We start from the raw sequence: 19,591 nt of genomic DNA, 5'->3' as shown, positions 1-19,591 counted from the left end.
TCTCAGAGTCTGCGAAGTCCACTGAGCACCCTTTCGAGCAACGCGCGATCCGGCTGCCCGGGGCCGCGCCCGGTGCCGTACACGCGGATCTTTCCCTGGTCCGCGAGGTCGCTGAGCAGCACGCGCACCACACCGAGCGGAATCTTGAGCAGCGCGGAGACCTCCGCGACCGAACGCATCCGACGGCAGAGGTCGATGATGGCGCGGATCTCCGGCACCATCCGGGAGGCCGGCCCGCTCAGCGCGGGCTCGACCGCCCCGTCCGGGGTCTCCAGCGTGGCCACGAAGGTCTCGACCAGCAGCACATGGCCGGAGCGGGTCCGGCCGCCGGTGAGCGAATACGGGCGTACGCGGGCGGCCTTGGGGGACGCGGACGTCACTGTGCGGACTCCAGGGACCGGCGCAGCTCGGTACGGAGTTCAGGGGTGAGCACATGCCCGGCCCGGCCGACGAACAGCGCCATGTGGTAGGCGACCACGGTCATGTCGCAGTCCGGCGTGGCGTGCACGCCCAGCAGCGAGCCGTCGCTGATCGACATGACGAACAGGCTGCCCTGGTCCATCGCGACCATCGTCTGCTTGACCGTACCGCCGTCCATCAGCTTGGCCGCGCCCAGCGTGAGGCTGCCGAGGCCGGAGACGATGGTGGCCAGGTCCGCGCTCGACCCCTTCGGGCCGTCCTGGCTCGTGGGGTCGGCGGCCGCCGCGGTGTGGTGCCGCGCGTCCGAGGACAGCAGCATCAGCCCGTCGGAGGAGACGACGGCGACCGAGCGGACGCCGGGCACCTCCTCGACCAGGTTCGACAGCAGCCAATGCAGATTGCGGGCCTCGGAACTCAACCCATAGGTACTAGTGGGCGCCTTCACCTGCGTGCCTCCTCAACCGTGCCACCCTCGTCCTGCGCCCCCGATTGTCCCCGCTGCCGCTCCCCCGCCGCGCGGCGATTCGCGATCTCGGCCTCGGCGTCGCGGCGCCCGTCGCGTGCGCCCTTCTGGAAACCACCGAGCCTGCGCCGCAGTTCCTCGGCGTTCACCGCGCCCGTGCGCTCCTGGGGGTCGGTCTCCGGCAGGGCCACGTTCTTCGGGGTGCGCTTGGGAAGTCCCTTGTCGGTGAGGCGCCTTTCGGCGAGGCGCCTCTCGCCCGCCGCCGCGGGCCGCGTGTGTTCGGCGGGCTCGGTCGAATACGGACCGGTGACCGACCGCGTGTCGTCGGCGGGCTCGGCGGGTGCCAGGCCTCCGGTCGGGGCCGAGCCGCCGGCCGGTGTGGGACCGCCCGCCGGTGTGGGGCCGCCGGCCGGTGCCGGGCCGCCGGCCGGTGCCGGGCCGCCGGCCGGTGCCGGGCCGCCGGCCGGGCCCCAGGCGTCGGCGCCGACCGGGCGCATGCCGTGGCCGCCGATCGTCTCGCCGCCGATCGTCTCGCCGCCGGCCGGCCGGACCGGCCGGCGCGGGTCGGGGACCGACTCGTCCCGCTGCCCGGAGAGTTGGATGGTCCGCTCGGCGGCCTCCACCAGCGGGTCGGAGGCCTGCTTCGGGGTGCGCCGCGGAAGCATGGGCAGCGTCCCGCCGTCGGTGGGGGCCGGGTGGCCCCGCGGCGGGGTCGGCTCGTGGGCCTGCTCGATGCCGGGCGCGGACGACCCGGGGGTCGCGGCCGTACGGGCCGGGCCGGTGGAGCCTTCCTCCGCGCCCGGGCGCGGCAGGCCCATGCGCCCGCCGCGCCGGTGCGAGAGCGTACGGGGCGACTCCAGGTCGGCGGCGGAGGTCGCGGAGGCGGGCGCGGACGACGCCCCGGAGGACCCGGAGGCGGTCGCGGAGGAGGCCCCCGAGGCGGAGGGCGCGGGGTATCCGCCGGCGAGGGCCGGGCGGGACTGCGCCGGGAGCGCGTTGGAGTTGGCCTCGGCCTCCGAGCCGGGGAAGGACGGGACCGAGGTGCCGCCGTACGAGGCGCCGGCGGGCGCGGCGGGCGGCAGCCCGGCGCCGGGCGGGCCGGCGGGCAGGATCTTCGTCGGGAGGACCACCACGGCCGCGACCCCGCCCGGCTTCTGCTCGCGCAGTTGCACCCGGACGCCGTGGCGCGCGGCCAGCCGGGTCACCACGTACAGACCGAGCCCCAGCGGGTCCTCGGGCTGCGGGCCCTGGCAGTACTCCGGCACCGGGTCGGCCAGCCGGTTGTTGAGCTCGGCGAAGCGCTCGGCCGTCATACCGATGCCCTCGTCCTGGACGGAGAGCATGACCTCGCCGCTCTCCAGCAGCCAGCCGGAGATCTGCACCATGGTGTCCGGCGGGGAGAAGGTGGTCGCGTTCTCCAGCAGCTCGGCGACCAGGTGGCTGATGCTGTCCGCGGCGTACCCGGCGACCTGGGCGTGCTGCGGCAGGGCCTGGATCTGCACCCGGTCGTACCGCTCGACCTCGCTGATCGAGGCGCGCAGCACATCCAGCAGCGGCACCGGGCCCGGGTGCGCGGCCTTGTTCTCGGAGCCCGCGATGACCAGCAGGTTCTCGCCGTAGCGGCGCATTCCGGTGGCCAGGTGGTCGAGCTGGAAGAGGGTCTGCAGGCGGTCCGGGTCCTGCTCCCGCTCCTCCATCTGCTCGATGATGGTCAGCTGGCGCTCGATCAGGCCGAGGGTGCGCAGCGCCAGGCTGACGAAGCTGCCGTGGACGCGGGCCCGCAGACCGTCGAGGCGGGTGGCGACCTCGTCCCGCTCGCGGCGGAGCTCGGACCGCTCGTCGGCCAGCTTCCGCCGCTCCTCGACCAGGCGGACCCGTTCCGCCTCCAGTTTCACGGCGCGCTCGTGCTCGCGCACCGCGGCCTGGTGCACCTGGTTGACGGACCGTACGGCCTCCGCGAACTCGTCGTTCCGTCCCTTGAAGGCGATCGGCTCCTCGGCCAGCGGGTCGGCGGCCACCCGCCGCGCGCCGAGCCGCAGCGCGGCCAGCGGCCGGGTCATCGAGCGGGCGGCCTGGACGCCGGCGCCGATGGCCAGCAGCAGGCAGGCCCCGAGGATGCCGAGGCCCACCTCGAGGTCGGTGACCTCGTCGTCGCGCAGCTGCTCCAGGTGCGCGATCTCGGCGGTGGCCAGGGAGGACTCGACGCCGCGCATCCGGTCGATGCGGGCGGAGAGGCTGGACTCGACCCGCTCGTCGTCGAGGAACAGGTCGGTGTCGGAGAGCTGGGGCTGGTCGGTGAGGCGGGCGATGTAGCGCTCGGCGGTGGTGACCTCGGTGCCGTTGACCGTGCGGGCGAAGCGGTCGCGTACGGAGCCGGGGGCGAGCTGGTTGAAGTCGGCGAGCGCGGACTGCTCGCTGACGTTGGTGCGCTGGGCGGCCGAGGTCAGCTTGGGCTGGGCGCCGCCCGCGGCGAGCGCGCCGAGCAGCAGTCCACGGGTGGCGGAGGCCTCTTCGGTGGCGCGGCCGAGCGGGGCCAGGGCGGCGGCGGAGCCGTCGTCGGCGCCCGCCCGGAGCCTGCGGGCCAGGGTGTCGGCGAGGCCGCCGAGGGCCTGGATGGTCTCGGTGTAGCTCTCGTACACGTCCAGCGCCGAGCCGTGGCCGGTCAGCGCCTGCTGCCGGACCTTGGGCAGCGCGTCCAGCAGCCGCCGCACCTCGGCCGGGGTGCCCGGGCCGACCTCCTTGACCTGGCGGTCCACCCGGGCCCGCTGGCTCTCGGACACTCCGGCACCGGAGGCGGAGTTGCGCCCGGCCGCGACGTACTCGGTCATGGCGTCGCGCTCGTCGGCGAGGGCGTGGGCGAGGGTCACCGCGCCGCGGTTGGTCTTGGCGAGGTCGACGAGCTCCTGGGCGTCGGTGGTGTCGTCCAGCGCGCCCAGCACGGCCGGGGCTCCGGCGCCGAGGACGGCGAGGGAGACGACGGCGACGGACACGGCCAGCCGGTTACGGACGCGTGCGGTGCTGCGCTGCGGCGCCGCCTGCTGCGCGCGTGGCTCGCCGCCCTGCTCGTGGTTGCCGCCCCGAAGCCGCTTCTTCCGCACCGGTGCTCACAATCTTTTCTCGCCCGACCCGCTGTGGTTCCAGAGGTGACGACGGTTCAACAATTGTGTTTCCCCACCTCTGGCAGGGGTCCCGACCCTTTCAGGACGGCTTTGGGACGGGCATGCATCACCCACCCCGCCACCCGAACGAGTGAACCGCATTGCGTAGTTGACCACCAAACTTCGGCCGCGGGCCATACCCTTCTCCAACCTTTCACGGGTTGGAAATCGCCCGACCCCCTGGCAAGATACTCCCTCACCACTTCCCCTAACCGTCAATTCCGGCGAATCCGGCAATTGACCGGCCAGGGGTGACGGGGACCGGTCCGGCAGACTGGCCGGATGCGCATCGAACTCGCCACCGCGCCCGGTGATCACCAAGTTCCCAACGAGGACTACGCGTCAGTAGCGCTGCCCGCGTCAGGCCAGGGCGGCGCACTGGTGCTCCTCGACGGGGTGACGCCCCCCGAGGAGGACTACGGATGCGCCCACGGCGTGCCCTGGTTCACCGCCCGCCTGGGCGGGGCGCTGCTCGAACTGTCCGGTTCGCGCTGGGACATGCCGCTGACAGGCTGCCTCTCCCAGGCGATCGAGCGCACCGCCGACGCGCACGGCACCACATGTGACCTTTCTCACGCGAGAACGCCCCAGGCGACGGTGGTCGCGGTGCGCTGGGACGCGGAGCGGGTCGAGCATCTGGTGCTCTCCGACTCGGCGTTGCTGATCGAGCGGACGGACGGCACGGTGACGCCCGTGCTCGACGACCGGATCGACCGGCTGCGCGCCGCGGGGAGGCGCCCGCTGGCCGCCCTGCGCAATGTCGAGGGCGGCTTCTTCACCGCCGCCGCCGACCCCGCCGTCTCCGGCCGGGCCGTGACCGGCACCCTCCCCCGGGCGGGGATCCGGGCGGTGGCCGCGCTCAGCGACGGGGCGGCGCGCTGGGTGGAGGTGTTCCGTGAGGGCGACTGGACCGAGTGCTTCGCACTGCTGCGCAAGGAGGGCCCGCAGGAGCTGATCGACCGGGTCCGGGCTGCGGAGGACGCCGACCCGGAGCGGGCCGCCTTCCCGCGCGGCAAGACCCACGACGACGCGGCGGTCGTCTTCGCGGAGTTCTAGCCCGGGCACCCGCCGGGGGTCCGGCCCGGACACCCACCGGGGTCCGGCCGGGGTTCCGGGCCGCGTACCACGGTCGCCACACCCGCGTCGCCGGATCGGCCCGGCTCGCCGATCCTGACGTACATGAGAGCCCTACTCCTGCGGCGGACGTGTGCCCTGGCCGGGCTCCTCGGCGAGCTGTACCGAGTTCAACCGGTGCAGCAGCCGGGCGAGTTCGGCCACCTCGCTGCGCTCCCACGCCGCGAGGCGGCGCGCGTACCGCGCCCGCCGGGCGCCTCGCACCCGACGGAACCGGGCCCGCCCTTCTTCCGTCAACTGAACCAGGAAGGCCCGCCCGTCGGCGGGGTCGGGGGTGCGCGCCACCAGACCCAGGTCCTCCAGCGCGCGCAGCTGGCGGCTCATCGTCGCCTTGCCGACCCCGAAGTAGGCCGCGAGATCAGTGGCGCGCTGCCGGCCGGCGTCTTCCAGCCGCATCAGCAGCCCGTACGCGGCGGATTCCAGGTCCGGGTGGACTTCCCGGGCCAATTCGCCCGAAGAGGCGCGGGCTCGGCGCAGGAAAACCGCCAATTCGCGCTCCAGAGCCAGGAATGCATGGTCTACACCAATTCCGCCCATGGTGCGTCCCTCACCCCCCTCGGGGGGCAATGCCCCGTTGTCGTGCACGTCAGAGCCCTCTCCGGATTTTCACGGCGTGAAAGTTTCTGCCAGGCGCGCTCGTCGCCGCAGCTCCGTCAGTATTTCGCAGGATTAGACCAACGGCGGCAACCCATCCCCCTTCCGCGCCGCGTATCTACGCCCGTAGCGTCATGCATGACATGGCCATACCAATGACATGTGCACCTCTCCCCACACGAGGCCCTCGGAGGCAGCCATGCCCAAGCACAGACCTGGCACGACCCGGCGCGCCCTCACCGCGCTCATCGGCATTCTCACCGGTCTCCTCACCATGAGCTTCTCGCTCTCCGGTACGGCTTCGGCCGCCGAGAGCGGGAAGAAAGTCCCCCACCCGGAGGACCACTGGGCGGGCTCCCAGATACTCAAGCACGAAGGCGGTTCCACGACCGGCGACGAGCCGCCCGGGCTGCTCGCCACGACGGAGGGCGTGGACGTCAGCAGCCACCAGGGCAATGTCGCCTGGTCGACGCTCTGGAACAGCGGGGTCCGCTTCGCCTACGTCAAGGCGACGGAGGGCACCAGCTACACCAACCCGTACTTCTCGCAGCAGTACACCGGGTCGTACAACGTCGGCATGATCCGCGGCTCGTACCACTTCGCCCTGCCGGACAACTCCAGCGGCGCCGCACAGGCCACGTACTTCGTCAACCACGGCGGCGGCTGGTCGCGGGACGGCAAGACGCTCCCCGGCGCGCTCGACATGGAGTACAACCCCTACGGTTCGACCTGCTACGGCAAGAGCGCCAGCTCGATGGTGAGCTGGATCAAGGACTTCACCAACACCTACAAGTCACTGACCGGCCGCGACGCGGTGATCTACACCTCCACGAGCTGGTGGAAGAGCTGCACGGGCAACTCCAGCGCCTTCGGCAGCATCAACCCGCTGTGGATCCCGCGCTACGGCGACTCCGTCGGTGAACTCCCGGCCGGCTGGGGCTTCCACACCATCTGGCAGTACACCTCCTCGGGCGCGACCGTCGGCGACCACAACAAGTTCAACGGCGCACTGGACCGGGTCCAGGCCCTCGCCAACGGCTGACGCCCCTGCCCCACCCAGGCGCTTCGCCCCCCGCCGTACGGATCCGGCTGTCCGTACGGCGAGGGGCGTCGGGCGTTCGGGCCGCTCAGTCCCGGGGGAATTCGTCGGTCTTGAGCGTCATTCCGACGACGGTGTCGGTCAGGTCCAGCTCACTGCCGAAATCGATGGTCATCTCGGCCCGGTACTCGCCGTCCTTGGGCTGGGTGAACAGCCGGCACCGGCCGGTGTACGGGTCGGCGATCAGGTAGACGGGCACTCCGGCGGTGGCGTACGCAGTCTTCTTGGGACCGTAATCATTCATGCTCGTGCGCCTCGAGATCACCTCGGCCACGAACTCCACGTCCTCATAGCGCCAATGGCCCTTGGAGTCCTTGACCGCGTCCTCGGCGACCAGCGTTACATCGGTCGCGAAGCCGTTGAGACAACCGGGGTAGTCGATCCGCACGTCCGACTTGATCCGCTTTCGCGGATACCGCGTCCGCAACTGTTCGACAATATCCAGGGTGATCTCCCAGTGGGTGTCCCGCTGCGGCGACATGAAGATGTTTCCCTCGACAATCTCGACCTTGATTCCCTCGGGGACGGGCATCTTCTCGAGCGCCTCGAACATCATGTCCAAGGTGAGCTCGTCGCTGCTGTCGGCCATCTCGATCCTGTCAATCTCCATGACGGTCACCGTGCCGCTCCTCCCCGCCGCGGCTCGAATGCACGCGACCGGTTGGTACAACGATACGACGGCCCCCAGGACACGGACGGCCCGGAACTCCCGTGCGAACAGGAGTCCCGGGCCATCGCCCCGATGGCGTCCGTCACGCCGCCAGGGGGACCTCCGGGGCGGCCGGGGCGGCCGCCGGGGTGAGGGCCAGTTCCAGGACGCGGCGGACGTCCGAGACCGGGTGGACCTCCAGCTTCTCCAGGACCTCGGCGGGGACGTCGTCGAGGTCGGGCTCGTTGCGCTTGGGGATGATCACCGTGGTCACCCCGGCCCGGTGCGCCGCCAGCAGCTTCTGCTTGACGCCGCCGATGGGCAGCACCCGCCCGGTCAGCGAGACCTCGCCGGTCATCGCCACGTCCGGGCGCACCTGGCGGCCGGAGAGCAGCGAGGCCAGGGCCGTGGTCATGGTGATGCCCGCGCTCGGGCCGTCCTTCGGGACCGCGCCCGCCGGGACGTGCAGGTGGATGCCGCGCTCCTTCAGGTCACCGACCGGCAGCTCCAGCTCCGCGCCGTGCGAGCGCAGGAAGGAGAGCGCGATCTGGGCGGACTCCTTCATGACGTCGCCCAGCTGCCCGGTGAGGGTCAGCCCCGCGCCGCCCGTCTCCGGGTCGGCGAGGGACGCCTCGACGAACAGCACGTCCCCGCCCGCGCCGGTGACCGCGAGCCCGGTCGCCACGCCCGGCACGGCGGTGCGCCGCTCGGCCGGGTCCTGGGCGGACTCGGGGGTGTGGTGCGGGCGGCCGATCAGCGGCCGCAGCTCGGCCACGCCGACCGTGAACGGCAGCTCCCGCTCGCCCAGCTCGTGCTGGGCCGCGACCTTGCGCAGCAGCCGGGCGATGGACCGCTCCAGGGTCCGCACGCCCGCCTCCCGGGTGTACTCCCCGGCCAGCTTGCGCAGCGCGTCCTCCTCCAGGACCACCTCGCCCGGCTCCAGGCCGGCCCGCTCCAGCTGGCGGGGCAGCAGGTGGTCGCGGGCGATGGTGACCTTCTCGTCCTCGGTGTAGCCGTCCAGGCGCACCAGCTCCATGCGGTCCAGCAGCGCCTCGGGGATGGCCTCCAGGACGTTGGCCGTGGCGAGGAAGACCACGTCGCTCAGGTCGAGCTCGACCTCCAGGTAGTGGTCGCGGAAGGTGTGGTTCTGCGCCGGGTCCAGGACCTCGAGCAGGGCAGCGGCCGGGTCGCCGCGGAAGTCGGAGCCGACCTTGTCGATCTCGTCGAGGAGGACGACCGGGTTCATCGAGCCCGCCTCCTTGATCGCCCGGACGATCCGGCCGGGCAGCGCGCCGACGTACGTACGGCGGTGGCCGCGGATCTCCGCCTCGTCGCGGACGCCGCCGAGCGCGACGCGCACGAACTTCCGCCCCATCGCGCGGGCGACCGATTCCCCGAGCGAGGTCTTTCCGACCCCCGGCGGCCCTACCAGGGCCAGCACCGCGCCGCCCCGGCGGCCGCCGATCACGCCCAGGCCGCGGTCGGCGCGGCGCTTGCGCACCGCGAGGTATTCGGTGATCCGCTCCTTGACGTCCTCCAGGCCCGCGTGGTCCGCGTCGAGGACGGCCTTGGCACCGGCGATGTCGTACGCGTCCTCGGTGTGCTCGTTCCAGGGAAGCTCCAGGACGGTGTCCAGCCAGGTGCGGATCCAGCTGCCCTCGGGGCTCTGGTCGGAGGCCCGCTCCAGCTTGTCGACCTCCTTGAGCGCGGCCTCGCGCACCTTTTCCGGCAGGTCGGCGGCCTCCACCCGGGCCCGGTAGTCGTCGCTCTCGTCCTCCGGGTCGCCGTTGAGCTCGGCCAGCTCCTTGCGGACCGCCTCGAGCTGCCGCCGCAGCAGGAACTCGCGCTGCTGCTTGTCCACGCCCTCCTGGACGTCCTTGGCGATCGCCTCGGCGACGTCCTGCTCGGCGAGGTGGTCGCTGAGCCAGCCCACGGCCAGCTTCAGCCGCGCCACCGGGTCGGCCGTCTCCAGCAGCTCCACGCGCTGCTTGACGGTCAGGAAGGGCGAGTAGCCGGAGTTGTCGGCCAGCTGGCCGACGTCGTCGATCTGCTGCACCCGGTCCACGACCTGCCAGGCGCCGCGCTTGCGCAGCCAGCTGGTGGCCAGCGCCTTGTACTCCTTGACCAGCTCGGCGACGGCACCGGGCAGCGGGTCGGGGACGATCTCCTCGACCTGGGTGCCCTCCACCCACAGAGCGGCCCCCGGGCCGGTCGTCCCGGCCCCTATGCGCACCCGGCGCACACCGCGGATCAGCGCGCCCGGGTCGCCGTCGGAGAGCCGGCCCACCTGCTCGACGGTGCCGAGCGTGCCGACGCCCGCGTACGTCCCGTCGATGCGCGGCACCAGCAGCACCCGCGGCTTCCCGCCGCCGCTCCCGCTTGATCGCGCGGCGGCCTGGGCGGCCTCCACCGCGGCCCGTACCTCGCTGTCGGACAGGTCCAGCGGCACCACCATGCCGGGCAGCACCACCTCGTCATCGAGAGGCAGCACGGGCAGGGTGAGCGGTGTGGACGTCGAAGCCATGATCTCCCCTTCGGCAGGCAAGTTGAGCTGTACAGGCTCAATGCACGAGCGCCTGCGGATGTTCCCGGGCCCGTGTTCGCTCTGAGCGATCAGCCGGCGGCGGGGATTTCGCGGGAACGCGAACCGACACCCCCTCGGTAAGCGATAGAGGGGCGTGAGACTGTTCCGCCCCATGGGGGCAGACCGAAGCGATGGCGAGCTGCTGCGCGCCGTCGCGACGGGAGACACGCAGGCGCTCGCCGCGCTCTACGACCGGCACGCCGGCTGGCTGCACGCCCGCCTCACGCGCCGCTGCCAGGACCCCGAGACGGTACGGGAGGTCCTCCAGGACACCTTCGTGACGGCCTGGCGGACGGCCGGCGCGCACCGCGGCGGCGAGGCGGGCGGCTGGCTGTGGACCATCGCGGCCCGGCGCCTCGTCGACGCCCAGCGCGCCGCCGCCCGCACCGCCGAGGCCCAGGCCGCCCACGCCCGCCACCAGCCGGACCCGGCCCGCGCCACCGCTCCCTCCGCGGAGGAGCGGGCGCTCGACGCGCTGGAGTACGGCGACGTCGGCTCGGCCCTCGACCGGCTCTCCCCCGAGCTGCGCGCCGTCCTGCGCGCCACGGTCGTCGACGGGCTCACCACCCGCGAGGCCGCGCAGTTCCTCGGCATCCCCGAAGGCACGGTCAAGACCCGCGCCCAGCGGGCCCGCCGGGAACTCCGCGCCGCGCTCAGCCAGCTGCGCGCCACACCCCCGCACCTCCTGGACGCCCTCGGAGGCACCGCATGAAGCGCCCCCGACCCACCCGGCGCGGCGGGCCCGCCGCCGCCTGGCACGTGACCCAGCCCCAGGCGGCCGCGTACGCCGACGGCTCGCTGCCGGAGACCGACACGTGGTCGGTCGAGAAGCACGTCGAGGCCTGCGCGCCCTGCGCGGCCCGCGTCTCCGCGGCCGTACGCGCGGGCGCGGCGGCCCCGGCCCTTGCGGACGTCCGCGCGGCACTGCTCGCCTTCGCGACGGCGGACGCGCCGGTGGAGGCGACGGCACCCGCGGAGGCCCCGGGCGCCGGGGCCGAGGCCTCGGCCCCCCGCCCCGCCCCGGCCGTGCCCCGGCTCCCGGCAGCCCCCGCCGACACGGCGGCGGCCGGGCGTGCCGGGCGAGCCCCTGCCCCCCAGTTGGCCGGGGACCTGTCCCCGGCCCCGACCGCGCACGCCGACACGCCCGCGGCACGGCACAGCGGACCAACCCCGGCCCCGGCGGCCGACGGCCGCACAGCCGTCGCGGCACGGCACGCCGGGCCGGAACCCGGCGGCGCGGGCGGTGTCCGCGCACGCCGCCGCGGGGCGTTCCGGGACCCCCGGGCGTGGATGGTGTGGGCCGCGGGGCCCGCGGTGCGGGGGCCTTGGCTGGTCGCGCTGCTTGTGACGGGCCTGGTCGCGGCCGGGGCCGCGCGGGCCGCCGGGATGTCCGGCGTGCGGCCGCTGCTGCTGGCGCTCGCGCCCGTGCTGCCGTCGGCCGGGGTGGCCGTCTCGTACGGGCGGCACGCCGACCCGATGCACGAGCTGGCCGCGTCCACCCCGTCCGGCGGGCTGCGGCTGCTGCTGACCCGTACCGCGTCGGTGCTCGCCGTGTCCGTGCCGCTGCTGACCCTCGCCGGGCAGCTCCTGCCCGCGGCCGCCGGGGCGCCCGCCACCCCGGCGTGGCTGTTGCCGGGGCTCGCGCTCACGCTCGCCGCGCTCGCCCTCGCCTCGTACGTCGGCTGCCGGATCGCCACCTGCGCGGTCACCGCGGGCTGGCTGCTGGCCGTCGGCGCCCCCGCGCTGCTCGCGGGCCCGGGTGAGAGCGGGGAGTCCTCGCTCGCGGACGCCTTGTCCGACTCCCTCGCCACCGTCCTCTCCGGCCCCGCCGCCCAGAGCTGCTGGGCGGCCGCGGCGGCCGTCTGCGCGGGGCTGCTGGCCCTGCGCCGCACGTCCTTCGACCACCTGGAGCGCATATGACCAGCGCCGTCTCCGTCCACCCCGTCTCCGCACACGGGCTGACCGTCCGGCACCGCAGGACCACCGCCCTCGACGCCGTGGACCTCTCCTTCGGCACCGGCGTCCACGGCCTGCTCGGCCCCAACGGGGCGGGCAAGACCTCCCTGATCCGCGTCCTCGCGACGGTCGCCCCGCCGACCGCCGGGCGGGTGGAGCTGCTCGGCGGGGACATCTCGGCCCCCGCGCACCGGACCTCCGTGCGCCGCAGGCTGGGCTATCTGCCGCAGGAGTTCGGCTACTACCCGGGGTTCACGGTCCGCGAATTCGTCGCCTACATGGCGTGGCTCAAGGAGGTGCCGCGCGCCAAGGCCCCCGCCGCCGTCGAACGCGCGGTCGCGCGGGTCGGGCTCGCGGACCGCATCGACGCGAAGGTCCGCACCCTGTCGGGCGGCATGGTGCGGCGCGCCGGCATCGCCCAGGCGATCGTCAACGACCCGGAGCTGCTGCTCCTGGACGAGCCGACGGCCGGTCTGGACCCGGAACAGCGGGTGGACTTCCGGGCGCTGCTGCGGGAGCTTGGCCGTACCGCGACGGTGATCGTCTCCACCCACCTGGTGGAGGACGTCGCCGCGGCGTGCAGCGAGGTCACGGTCATCGGCGGGGGCCGGGTGGCCTACCGGGGCACCCCGCACGCGCTGGCCGCGCTCGCCGCCGAGGCGGGGGCGGAGGACTTCGGCGACAACCCGATCGAGCGCGGGTACGCCGTGGCACTGCGCCACCACCGGTCCGGGCTGGGCGGCTCCGCCGGATGGGGGGTCGGCCGATGAGCCGGACCACCCACCGTATGAGCCGCGCCGACGGCCGTGGGGGCCACGCCGACGGCCGTACGGGCCACACCGACGGCCGCACGAGCCACACCGACGGCCGCACGAGCCACACCGACGGCCGCACGAGCCACACCGACGGCCGTACGGGCCACACCGACGGCCGCACGAGCCACACCGACGGCCGCACGGGGCGAGCCGCCGAGCCCTTGAGCCCGGCCGGCGCGCCGCGGCGCCCGGGCCACGCGCACTCCCCGCGCCGCGCCCGCCCGCTGCTCACCGAACTCCGCCGCGGCGCCGGTCTGCCCGCCGGCGCCGCGACCCTGGCCGTCCTGCTGTTCACCATGTACACGAAGGCCGACGACTGGCTGTCGGGCTGGACGGAGACCGCCAACATGCTGCGCGTCGCGGGGCTGGTGCTCGGCGCGCCGCTGGCAGCCGCGGTCGCCTGCTGGCAGGGCGGGCGGGAGCGGCGCCGGCGGACGGAGGAGCTGCTGGCCACCGTGGCGCGCCCGCCGCTCCGGCAGGCCCTGCTGGCCGCGGCCCCCGCCGTCGTGTGGCCGGTGGCCGGGTATCTGCTCACGGCCGTGGTGTGCCTGGCGTGGACCTGGCAGTACGCGGGCGGCGACGGCCCCCACCTGTCGCTGATCGTCGCCGACGCGACGGGGATCGGTTCGCTCGCCGCGCTGGGGTTCGTGGTGGGCCGGGTCGTGCCCTGGCGTCTCGCCCCGCCCGTGGTGGCCCTGGTCATGTACAACGTCGAACTCCTCCTCTCCAACCAGGAATCCGGCGTCTCCTGGCTCAGTCCCGGCAAGGAGCACGTCTCCACCTGGGGTCGGCCGGTGTGGTGGTTCGGGCCCGTCTCGATGGTCTGGACGGCCGGCCTCGCGGCCGCCGCGCTGCTGGCCTACGCCGCCCGCCGCCGCGCCCGCGCCCTGGCCCTCGCTCCGCTGGCCGCGGCGGCCACCGCCGCCGTCCTGCTCGCGCAGACCGGCGACGGCCTGTGGCGCCCGGACCCGGCGAACGAGGCGCTGGTCTGCGACGAGGGGACGCCGCGCGTGTGCGCGACACGGGTGCACAGCCGGATGCTGCCGGACGCCTCCCGCGCGCTGGCCGGGCTGACCGCGAAGCTGCGCGACGTGCCGAACGCCCCCGCCCGCATCGTCGAGGCCCCGGTCGACACCCAGGCGCGCCGCGCCGACGCGGCGCTCACCGGCTGGGACATGTACTTCCGGCGCAACCGGATCGCCGAGCCGGAGATGTTCGCGGCCAACGCGGCCCTCGGCGCGACGGCGCGGCACTGCCGGGGCGTCTCGGACGCGGACCGCTACAGCGACCTGAGCGAGGCCGTGGCCGAGTGGCTGGCGCCGATGCCCCGGCCCGAGAACGTGCCCCGCGGCGAGACCGAACCGGGCTTCACCCGCACGCTGAAGAGGCTGAAGACCATGCCCGACGGTGAGCGCACCCGCTGGTTGGGCGAGTACTTCGCCGCCGCGCGCTCCTGCCGGCTGAACGAGGTGAGCGCCCCATGAGCCCCCGCCACTCGAACAGCCCCCTGAACCCGAACAGCCCCCTGAACTCGAATCTGCTGCTGTACGCGCGCTCCCGCGCCCTGCCCATGACGATCGCCGTCCTGGTCGCCGCCGCGCCCGGCACCGCCTGGTGCGCCGACTGGCTCCTGACCCGGTCCGACCCCGGGCCGCGGGCCCGGCTGCCCGTCCTCGTCCTCGCGCCGGTGCTCGTCGCCGCCGCGATCGGGGTGGGCCTGTACAGCCACGGCGACGAGCTGGACCGGACCGCCGTACGCCCCTGGTGGTCCCGGCGCGGCTGTCATCTGCTGCTGCTCACCGCGCTGGCGGCGGGGCTGCTCGCGGTGGCCGTCCCGGGCGAGCCGCAGGCGTACGGGGCGGCCGCCATGGCCCGCAACGTCCTGGGCGCCGTGGGGGTGACGGCGCTCGGCGCCGCGCTCATCGGGGCCCGGCTGAGCTGGCTGCCGATGCTGGTGCACACCAGCGCGGTGTTCCTCGCCGGGCGGGCCGAGCCCGGCGGCGCCGGCGCGGTGTGGGCCTGGTCGGTGCAGCCGGGGGCGCAGCGGGCGGCGTGGTGGACGGCGGTGGCGCTGTTCGCCGCGGGCACCTGCCTCTACGCGCTGCGCGGCGCCCGCCCGGAGGGCCCGGGCACGCGCCGCTGAGCGGCCCGCCGGACGTACGGCCAGGCGAGGACGCCGATCGCGAGGGCGAGCAGGTGGCCCCAGTCGGTGAGCGGATCGGTGAACTCCGCCAGGTCGGCGAGGAGCGCCGCCGTGATCCCGCCGAGCAGCGTCCAGCGCAGCCAGGGCCGGACCAGCCCGGCGAGCGCGCCGGCGCACGCGAGCAGCCCGTAGCTGATGCCGTAGTCGAGCCGCCGGAGTGAGCTGTCGGGCAGTTGCCCGACGGCCACGGAGGCGGCCACGGGCAGCTCGGTCATCAGGGTCGCCAGGACGTGGCCGAGCAGGAAGATCCCGGCGGTCCGCAGCCCGCCCAGCCGCCGCTCCAGCGCGCCGACGACGACGAGGAACGCGACGATGTAGGGCGACAGCAGCCCGCCCGCGACCCACACCCCGCTGGCGACGAGCGACAGCAGCGGGCGGTGGGCGAGGTTCACGACGTCGGTGCTGGAGTGGGCCAGCAGGTCGCGTACCAGGTCGGGATCGGCGAGGTGGGAGAACAGCCCGGTGCCCAGCAGCACCAGGGCGTAGCAGAGGGTGAACGGCGTCGCCCGCGGACCGGGCACCACCCGCGCCGGCCCCCTGGCCGGCAACCACCCCGCGCGCCCGCCCCGCCCGGCGCGGCTGCCTTCCGCCACATGGGAAGACCGCACCGCCGGGTCGGCGCCCGCCGCGGCACCCGTGCCGACCGCTCGCGTCCACGTCACGCCGGGGCTCCTTCCTCGTCGGCCCCCCGCCGCTCTTCTGCCCGCTTACGGCCACAACAACGGCCGGGCCTCGCTCCATGTCACCGGCGCCGCATGTGTGAATGGCACCACAGCCGCGACCGACGTGCCCGGGGAGCGCGGCCGTCCCGCCCGGTAGATTCGGGGCCACGAGCCCGACCCAGCGCACCGGAAGGACCTCGAGACCCGTGCACCCGCCGTACGACACCGCCGCCGACCGGGACCGCCCCGTGACCCTCGACCGCCGCGAGGGTCCGTACGGCGAGGTGGTGCTGCGCCGGCGCGGCGGGGACGGGGCGGGCCGGGAGGGTGAGGCGGCCGCCGGGGCGCCCGTCTTCGAGATCATCGCCAATGGGTGCTTCCTGATGGACACCTCCGACGGCCGCTCCGAGCGTCTCCTGATCCACGCCGCGCTGGACGCGCTGCCCGCCGCCCGGCCGGCGCCCGCGCTGCTGATCGGGGGGCTGGGCGTCGGCTTCTCGCTGGCGGAGGCGGCGGCCGAGCCGCGGTGGGGCCGGATCGTGGTGGTGGAGCGCGAGGAGGCGGTCATCGACTGGCACCGCTCGGGCCCGCTGGGGCGGATCTCCGGGGCCGCGCTCGCCGACCCGCGCACGGAGGTGGTCCGGGCCGATCTGGTCGCCCATCTGCGCCCGGGCGGGTCCGCGGCCACCTACGACGCGCTGTGCCTGGACATCGACAACGGCCCGGACTGGACGGTCACCGAGGACAACGGCGGCCTGTACTCCCCCGCCGGCCTCGCCGCCTGCCGGGACCGCCTCTCGCCGGGCGGGGTCCTCGCCGTGTGGTCCGCCCAGCCCTCCCCGGCCTTCGAGGAAGCGCTACGGAATGCCGGTTTCACGGGGGTGCGGACGGAAGAGATCAGCGTTGCCCGAGGTGTCCCCGACGTGGTTCACCTCGCGGTTCGAGGCGCGTAGCCGAGCCGCGTACGCTGCCTTTACGCTGCTTGCCAGCGCACGCGGCCGGGCGATCGACCAGCCGGGGGCCGCGGTTTACGGAACAAAGCAGGGGCGGGCGCATGGAGCAGACTCACAGCAGCCACAACGGGGCCGCCACGACCACTCCGGGGGCACAGCGCCGGGTCCTGGTCGTCGAGGACGATCCGACCATCGTGGACGCCATCGCGGCCCGGCTGCGCGCCGAGGGATTCCAGGTGCAGACGGCCGGGGACGGCCCGGCGGCCGTGGACACGGCCGAGGCGTGGCAGCCGGATCTGCTCGTGCTCGATGTGATGCTGCCCGGGTTCGACGGCCTGGAGGTGTGCCGCCGGGTGCAGGCCAGGCGCCCGGTGCCGGTGCTGATGCTCACCGCGCGGGACGACGAGACCGACATGCTGGTGGGTCTGGGGGTCGGCGCCGACGACTACATGACCAAGCCGTTCTCCATGCGGGAGCTGGCGGCGCGGGTGCATGTGCTGCTCAGACGGGTGGAGCGGGCGGCCCTGGCCGCGCACACCCCGCGCAGCGGCATCCTGCGGCTGGGGGAGCTGGAGATCGACCACGCGCAGCGCCGGGTGCGGGTGCGCGGCACGGACGTGCACCTCACCCCGACCGAGTTCGACCTGCTGGTGTGCCTGGCCAACACGCCGCGCGCGGTGCTCTCCCGTGAGCAGCTGCTCGCGGAGGTGTGGGACTGGGCCGACGCCTCGGGCACCCGGACCGTGGACAGCCACATCAAGGCGCTGCGCCGGAAGATCGGCGCGGAGCGGATCCGTACGGTGCACGGGGTGGGCTACGCCCTGGAGACCCCGGCGGCATGAGGCCGTCCGGCCGCTGGACGGCCGTATGGAGCCGCGCGGGCCGATGGGCGAGCCGGCGGGCGAGCTGGCAGGCGACCTTGCGCGCCGCCTGGGACCGGCACTGGAATCGCCGCTGGGACCGCCACTGGGACCGGCTGTGGGAGGCGCTGAAGCCCTTCGACCCGTACCGGTCGGTGAAGGCGGCGCTCGGCGCGCTGGTCATCGGCTCGGTGATCATCACCACGCTGCTGGTGTTCGCGGCGATGCACTCGAACACCGAGCTGCGGGTGATCACCATCTTCTCGATCATCGCCTCGCTGCTGATCACCCAGTTCGTGGCGCACGGCCTGACCGCCCCGCTGGACGAGATGACCGAGGTCACGCGGGCGATGGCGCACGGCGACTACACCCGGCGGGTGAGCGCCGCCCAGCGGCGGGACGAGTTCGGCGCCCTGGCGACCTCCTTCAACCGGATGGCCGCCGACCTGGAGGCGGTGGACACCCAGCGCAAGGAGATGGTGGCCAATGTCTCCCATGAGCTGCGCACCCCGATCGCGGCGCTCCGGGCGGTCCTGGAGAACGTGGTGGACGGGGTCTCGGAGGCCGATCCGGAGACGATGCGGGTCGCGCTGCGCCAGACCGAGCGGCTGGGCCGGCTGGTGGAGCAGCTGCTGGACCTGTCCCGGCTGGACAAGGGTGTGGTGCCGCTGTACGCGCGGCGCTTCGAGGTCTGGCCGTATCTGGCCGGGATCCTCAAGGAGGCCAGCATGGCCAAGGGCGCGTACGCGGACGGCAGCTCCGGCTCGCACGCCCGCAAGGACGTCCACCTCAATCTGGACGTGTTCCCGTCCGACCTGGCGGCGTACGCCGACGCGGAGCGGCTCCACCAGGTGGTCGCGAATCTGATCGACAACGCGATGAAGCACTCCCCGGCGCACGGCCGGGTGACGGTGCGGGCGCGGCGCGGCGAGGGCCCGGAGAGCCTGGAGCTGGAGGTGCTGGACGAGGGCCCGGGGATCCCGGAGGCCGAGCGGCACCGGGTCTTCGAGCGCTTCAACCGGGGCGGCCCGTCCGCGCAGGGCGGGGAGCCGGGGGCGCGCCGCCGGTCGGGGCAGGGCAGCGACGGCGGTACGGGTCTGGGTCTGGCCATCGCGCGGTGGGCGGTCGATCTGCACGGGGGGCGCATCGGTGTGGCCGAGTCGCCGCGGGGCTGCCGGATCAAGGTCAGCCTGCCGGGTAGATCAAAATTGACGTAAAGTCGTCGCCAACGGCGCACAGACGTCGAGGGTCGCGCACATCCGAGCGGATGAGGGCGTGAGACGCGCACATCCCCGGGGGTGTGGGCGCGTTTTCGCGTTCCCGTACCCGGGCAGAACATGCGGTGATTCCCGCCACTCGTAGCGGCGAAACCAGCCGATCAATGTGACTTGCGCGACGATGACCAGTGCGGCCTGCACGTAAGGGGCCAAGAGGCGTAGCCTTTATTCCCGCTGTCCACCACCTTAGGAAGCGGAAGAGGGCGGTTGCCGCCGTGTCGCCACAGTCCCCCAACAGTTCGAGCGTCTCGACCGACCAGCAGGACGGGCAGGGGAGTAACCCTGCCGCCGCGTTCGGTCCCAACGAGTGGCTCGTCGACGAGATCTACCAGCAGTACCTCCAGGACCCGAACTCGGTCGACCGAGCCTGGTGGGACTTCTTCGCCGACTACAAGCCGGGCCAGGACACCGGCTCCGCGGTGGCCGAGTCCGCCGCGGCTCCGCCGGGCCCGTCCGCCGCGGGGGCGGCCGGTCCCGGCGCCGACCGGCCGACGGCGGTGAGCAACGGCTCCGCGCCGGCCCCGGCGCCCGCGAAGCCCGCCGCCCAGGCCGCGCCGCAGGCCGCCCCGGCCCCGGCGAAGCCCGCGGCCGAGGCCAAGCCCGCCGCCCAGGAGCTGGCCGCCGAGGCCCTGGCCGAGGCCGCGCCCGCGAAGGCCGCGCCCGCCAAGGCCGCCGAGCCGGCCGCTCCGGCCGCCGGCCCGGAGGACGTCACGCTGCGCGGCCCGGCCGCCGCCGTCGCGAAGAACATGAACGCCAGCCTCGAG

The 19,591-nt window shown here is 74.2% G+C and carries 18 protein-coding genes; 11 read left to right on the top strand and 7 right to left on the bottom strand.

Annotated elements, in window-relative coordinates; all coding sequences use genetic code 11:
- Positions 1-2: 2 nt before the first annotated feature.
- The 3 genes from ABFY07_RS14680 to ABFY07_RS14670 are packed head-to-tail and all read right to left on the bottom strand — an operon-like array spanning position 3 to position 3,981.
- Positions 3-380, bottom strand: a complete 378-nt coding sequence (locus tag ABFY07_RS14680; protein ID WP_065964496.1) for a DUF742 domain-containing protein — start codon at positions 378-380, stop codon at positions 3-5.
- Positions 377-865: a roadblock/LC7 domain-containing protein gene (locus tag ABFY07_RS14675; RefSeq protein WP_065964495.1), complete on the bottom strand. Its 489-nt coding sequence runs from the start codon at positions 863-865 to the stop codon at positions 377-379. Before ABFY07_RS14675 ends, ABFY07_RS14680 begins: the two co-directional genes overlap by 4 nt.
- The gene (locus ABFY07_RS14670; protein ID WP_346174929.1) at positions 862-3,981 is read right to left on the bottom strand and encodes a nitrate- and nitrite sensing domain-containing protein; all 3,120 of its coding nucleotides are present in this window, start codon (positions 3,979-3,981) and stop codon (positions 862-864) included. The genes ABFY07_RS14675 and ABFY07_RS14670 overlap by 4 nt, the downstream gene beginning before the upstream one ends.
- Before the next feature lie 342 nt (positions 3,982-4,323).
- On the opposite strand from ABFY07_RS14670, the gene ABFY07_RS14665 reads away from it, so the two are divergent.
- Positions 4,324-5,097 (top strand): hypothetical protein, encoded by a 774-nt coding sequence (locus tag ABFY07_RS14665; protein WP_346174928.1) that lies wholly within the window; start codon positions 4,324-4,326, stop codon positions 5,095-5,097.
- Between the two features lie 132 nt (positions 5,098-5,229).
- Here ABFY07_RS14665 and ABFY07_RS14660 read toward each other — a convergent pair whose 3' ends face one another.
- Positions 5,230-5,712 (bottom strand): MarR family winged helix-turn-helix transcriptional regulator, encoded by a 483-nt coding sequence (locus tag ABFY07_RS14660; protein ID WP_346174927.1) that lies wholly within the window; start codon positions 5,710-5,712, stop codon positions 5,230-5,232.
- Between the two features lie 256 nt (positions 5,713-5,968).
- Here ABFY07_RS14660 and ABFY07_RS14655 point away from each other — a divergent pair, with 256 nt between their 5' ends.
- Complete coding sequence (locus ABFY07_RS14655; RefSeq protein ID WP_346174926.1) at positions 5,969-6,811, top strand: lysozyme; 843 nt, start codon at positions 5,969-5,971, stop codon at positions 6,809-6,811.
- An 85-nt stretch (positions 6,812-6,896) separates the two neighbouring features.
- Here the strand turns inward: ABFY07_RS14655 and ABFY07_RS14650 are convergent, their stop codons facing one another.
- Positions 6,897-7,487, bottom strand: coding sequence for a Uma2 family endonuclease (locus ABFY07_RS14650; RefSeq protein WP_346174925.1), 591 nt, complete (start codon positions 7,485-7,487; stop codon positions 6,897-6,899).
- Between the two features lie 133 nt (positions 7,488-7,620).
- Positions 7,621-10,041, bottom strand: coding sequence for an endopeptidase La (gene lon / locus ABFY07_RS14645; protein ID WP_346174924.1), 2,421 nt, complete (start codon positions 10,039-10,041; stop codon positions 7,621-7,623).
- Between the two features lie 172 nt (positions 10,042-10,213).
- Between lon and ABFY07_RS14640 the strand changes: the two genes are divergently transcribed.
- Genes ABFY07_RS14640 through ABFY07_RS14620 form a run of 5 tightly spaced genes read left to right on the top strand, consistent with a single transcriptional unit; the run spans position 10,214 to position 15,015 of the window.
- The gene (locus ABFY07_RS14640; RefSeq protein WP_346174923.1) at positions 10,214-10,813 is read left to right on the top strand and encodes an RNA polymerase sigma factor; all 600 of its coding nucleotides are present in this window, start codon (positions 10,214-10,216) and stop codon (positions 10,811-10,813) included.
- On the top strand, positions 10,810-12,021 hold the full coding sequence (locus tag ABFY07_RS14635; protein WP_346174922.1) for a zf-HC2 domain-containing protein: 1,212 nt from the start codon (positions 10,810-10,812) through the stop codon (positions 12,019-12,021). The genes ABFY07_RS14640 and ABFY07_RS14635 overlap by 4 nt, the downstream gene beginning before the upstream one ends.
- Complete coding sequence (locus tag ABFY07_RS14630; RefSeq protein ID WP_346174921.1) at positions 12,018-12,827, top strand: ABC transporter ATP-binding protein; 810 nt, start codon at positions 12,018-12,020, stop codon at positions 12,825-12,827. Before ABFY07_RS14635 ends, ABFY07_RS14630 begins: the two co-directional genes overlap by 4 nt.
- A 17-nt stretch (positions 12,828-12,844) precedes the next feature.
- Positions 12,845-14,356, top strand: a complete 1,512-nt coding sequence (locus ABFY07_RS14625) for a hypothetical protein (protein WP_346174920.1) — start codon at positions 12,845-12,847, stop codon at positions 14,354-14,356.
- Positions 14,353-15,015, top strand: coding sequence for a hypothetical protein (locus ABFY07_RS14620; protein ID WP_346174919.1), 663 nt, complete (start codon positions 14,353-14,355; stop codon positions 15,013-15,015). Before ABFY07_RS14625 ends, ABFY07_RS14620 begins: the two co-directional genes overlap by 4 nt.
- Here ABFY07_RS14620 and ABFY07_RS14615 read toward each other — a convergent pair.
- A complete protein-coding gene (locus ABFY07_RS14615) occupies positions 14,967-15,737 on the bottom strand; it encodes a rhomboid-like protein (protein ID WP_346174918.1) in 771 nt (256 codons plus the stop codon). The genes ABFY07_RS14620 and ABFY07_RS14615 overlap by 49 nt on opposite strands.
- Positions 15,738-15,943: 206 nt before the next feature.
- Between ABFY07_RS14615 and ABFY07_RS14610 the strand changes: the two genes are divergently transcribed.
- From ABFY07_RS14610 to ABFY07_RS14595, 4 genes are all read left to right on the top strand, one after another.
- Positions 15,944-16,690, top strand: coding sequence for a spermidine synthase family protein (locus ABFY07_RS14610; protein ID WP_346174917.1), 747 nt, complete (start codon positions 15,944-15,946; stop codon positions 16,688-16,690).
- Between the two features lie 101 nt (positions 16,691-16,791).
- On the top strand, positions 16,792-17,532 hold the full coding sequence (locus ABFY07_RS14605) for a response regulator transcription factor (RefSeq protein ID WP_065964469.1): 741 nt from the start codon (positions 16,792-16,794) through the stop codon (positions 17,530-17,532).
- Positions 17,529-18,767 (top strand): sensor histidine kinase, encoded by a 1,239-nt coding sequence (locus tag ABFY07_RS14600; protein WP_346174916.1) that lies wholly within the window; start codon positions 17,529-17,531, stop codon positions 18,765-18,767. Before ABFY07_RS14605 ends, ABFY07_RS14600 begins: the two co-directional genes overlap by 4 nt.
- A 275-nt stretch (positions 18,768-19,042) precedes the next feature.
- Positions 19,043-19,591: 2-oxoglutarate dehydrogenase E1 subunit family protein (locus ABFY07_RS14595; protein WP_428836928.1), on the top strand; the 549-nt coding region annotated here is incomplete at its 3' end.

This window comes from Streptomyces sparsogenes subsp. cuspidosporus, from assembly GCF_039532705.1.
GTDB lineage: Bacteria > Actinomycetota > Actinomycetes > Streptomycetales > Streptomycetaceae > Streptomyces > Streptomyces sparsogenes.
This window is presented reverse-complemented; position numbering and strand designations above follow the sequence as displayed.

Excerpts from the sequence above, each read along its gene's own strand:
- ABFY07_RS14665 (WP_346174928.1), top strand. The coding sequence starts at position 4,324 with ATGCGCATCGAACTCGCCACCGCGCCCGGTGATCACCAAGTTCCCAAC.
- ABFY07_RS14660 (WP_346174927.1), bottom strand. The coding sequence starts at position 5,712 with ATGGGCGGAATTGGTGTAGACCATGCATTCCTGGCTCTGGAGCGCGAA.
- ABFY07_RS14655 (WP_346174926.1), top strand. The coding sequence starts at position 5,969 with ATGCCCAAGCACAGACCTGGCACGACCCGGCGCGCCCTCACCGCGCTC.
- lon (WP_346174924.1), bottom strand. The coding sequence starts at position 10,041 with ATGGCTTCGACGTCCACACCGCTCACCCTGCCCGTGCTGCCTCTCGAT.
- ABFY07_RS14640 (WP_346174923.1), top strand. The coding sequence starts at position 10,214 with ATGGGGGCAGACCGAAGCGATGGCGAGCTGCTGCGCGCCGTCGCGACG.
- ABFY07_RS14635 (WP_346174922.1), top strand. The coding sequence starts at position 10,810 with ATGAAGCGCCCCCGACCCACCCGGCGCGGCGGGCCCGCCGCCGCCTGG.
- ABFY07_RS14630 (WP_346174921.1), top strand. The coding sequence starts at position 12,018 with ATGACCAGCGCCGTCTCCGTCCACCCCGTCTCCGCACACGGGCTGACC.
- ABFY07_RS14625 (WP_346174920.1), top strand. The coding sequence starts at position 12,845 with ATGAGCCGCGCCGACGGCCGTGGGGGCCACGCCGACGGCCGTACGGGC.
- ABFY07_RS14620 (WP_346174919.1), top strand. The coding sequence starts at position 14,353 with ATGAGCCCCCGCCACTCGAACAGCCCCCTGAACCCGAACAGCCCCCTG.
- ABFY07_RS14605 (WP_065964469.1), top strand. The coding sequence starts at position 16,792 with ATGGAGCAGACTCACAGCAGCCACAACGGGGCCGCCACGACCACTCCG.
- ABFY07_RS14600 (WP_346174916.1), top strand. The coding sequence starts at position 17,529 with ATGAGGCCGTCCGGCCGCTGGACGGCCGTATGGAGCCGCGCGGGCCGA.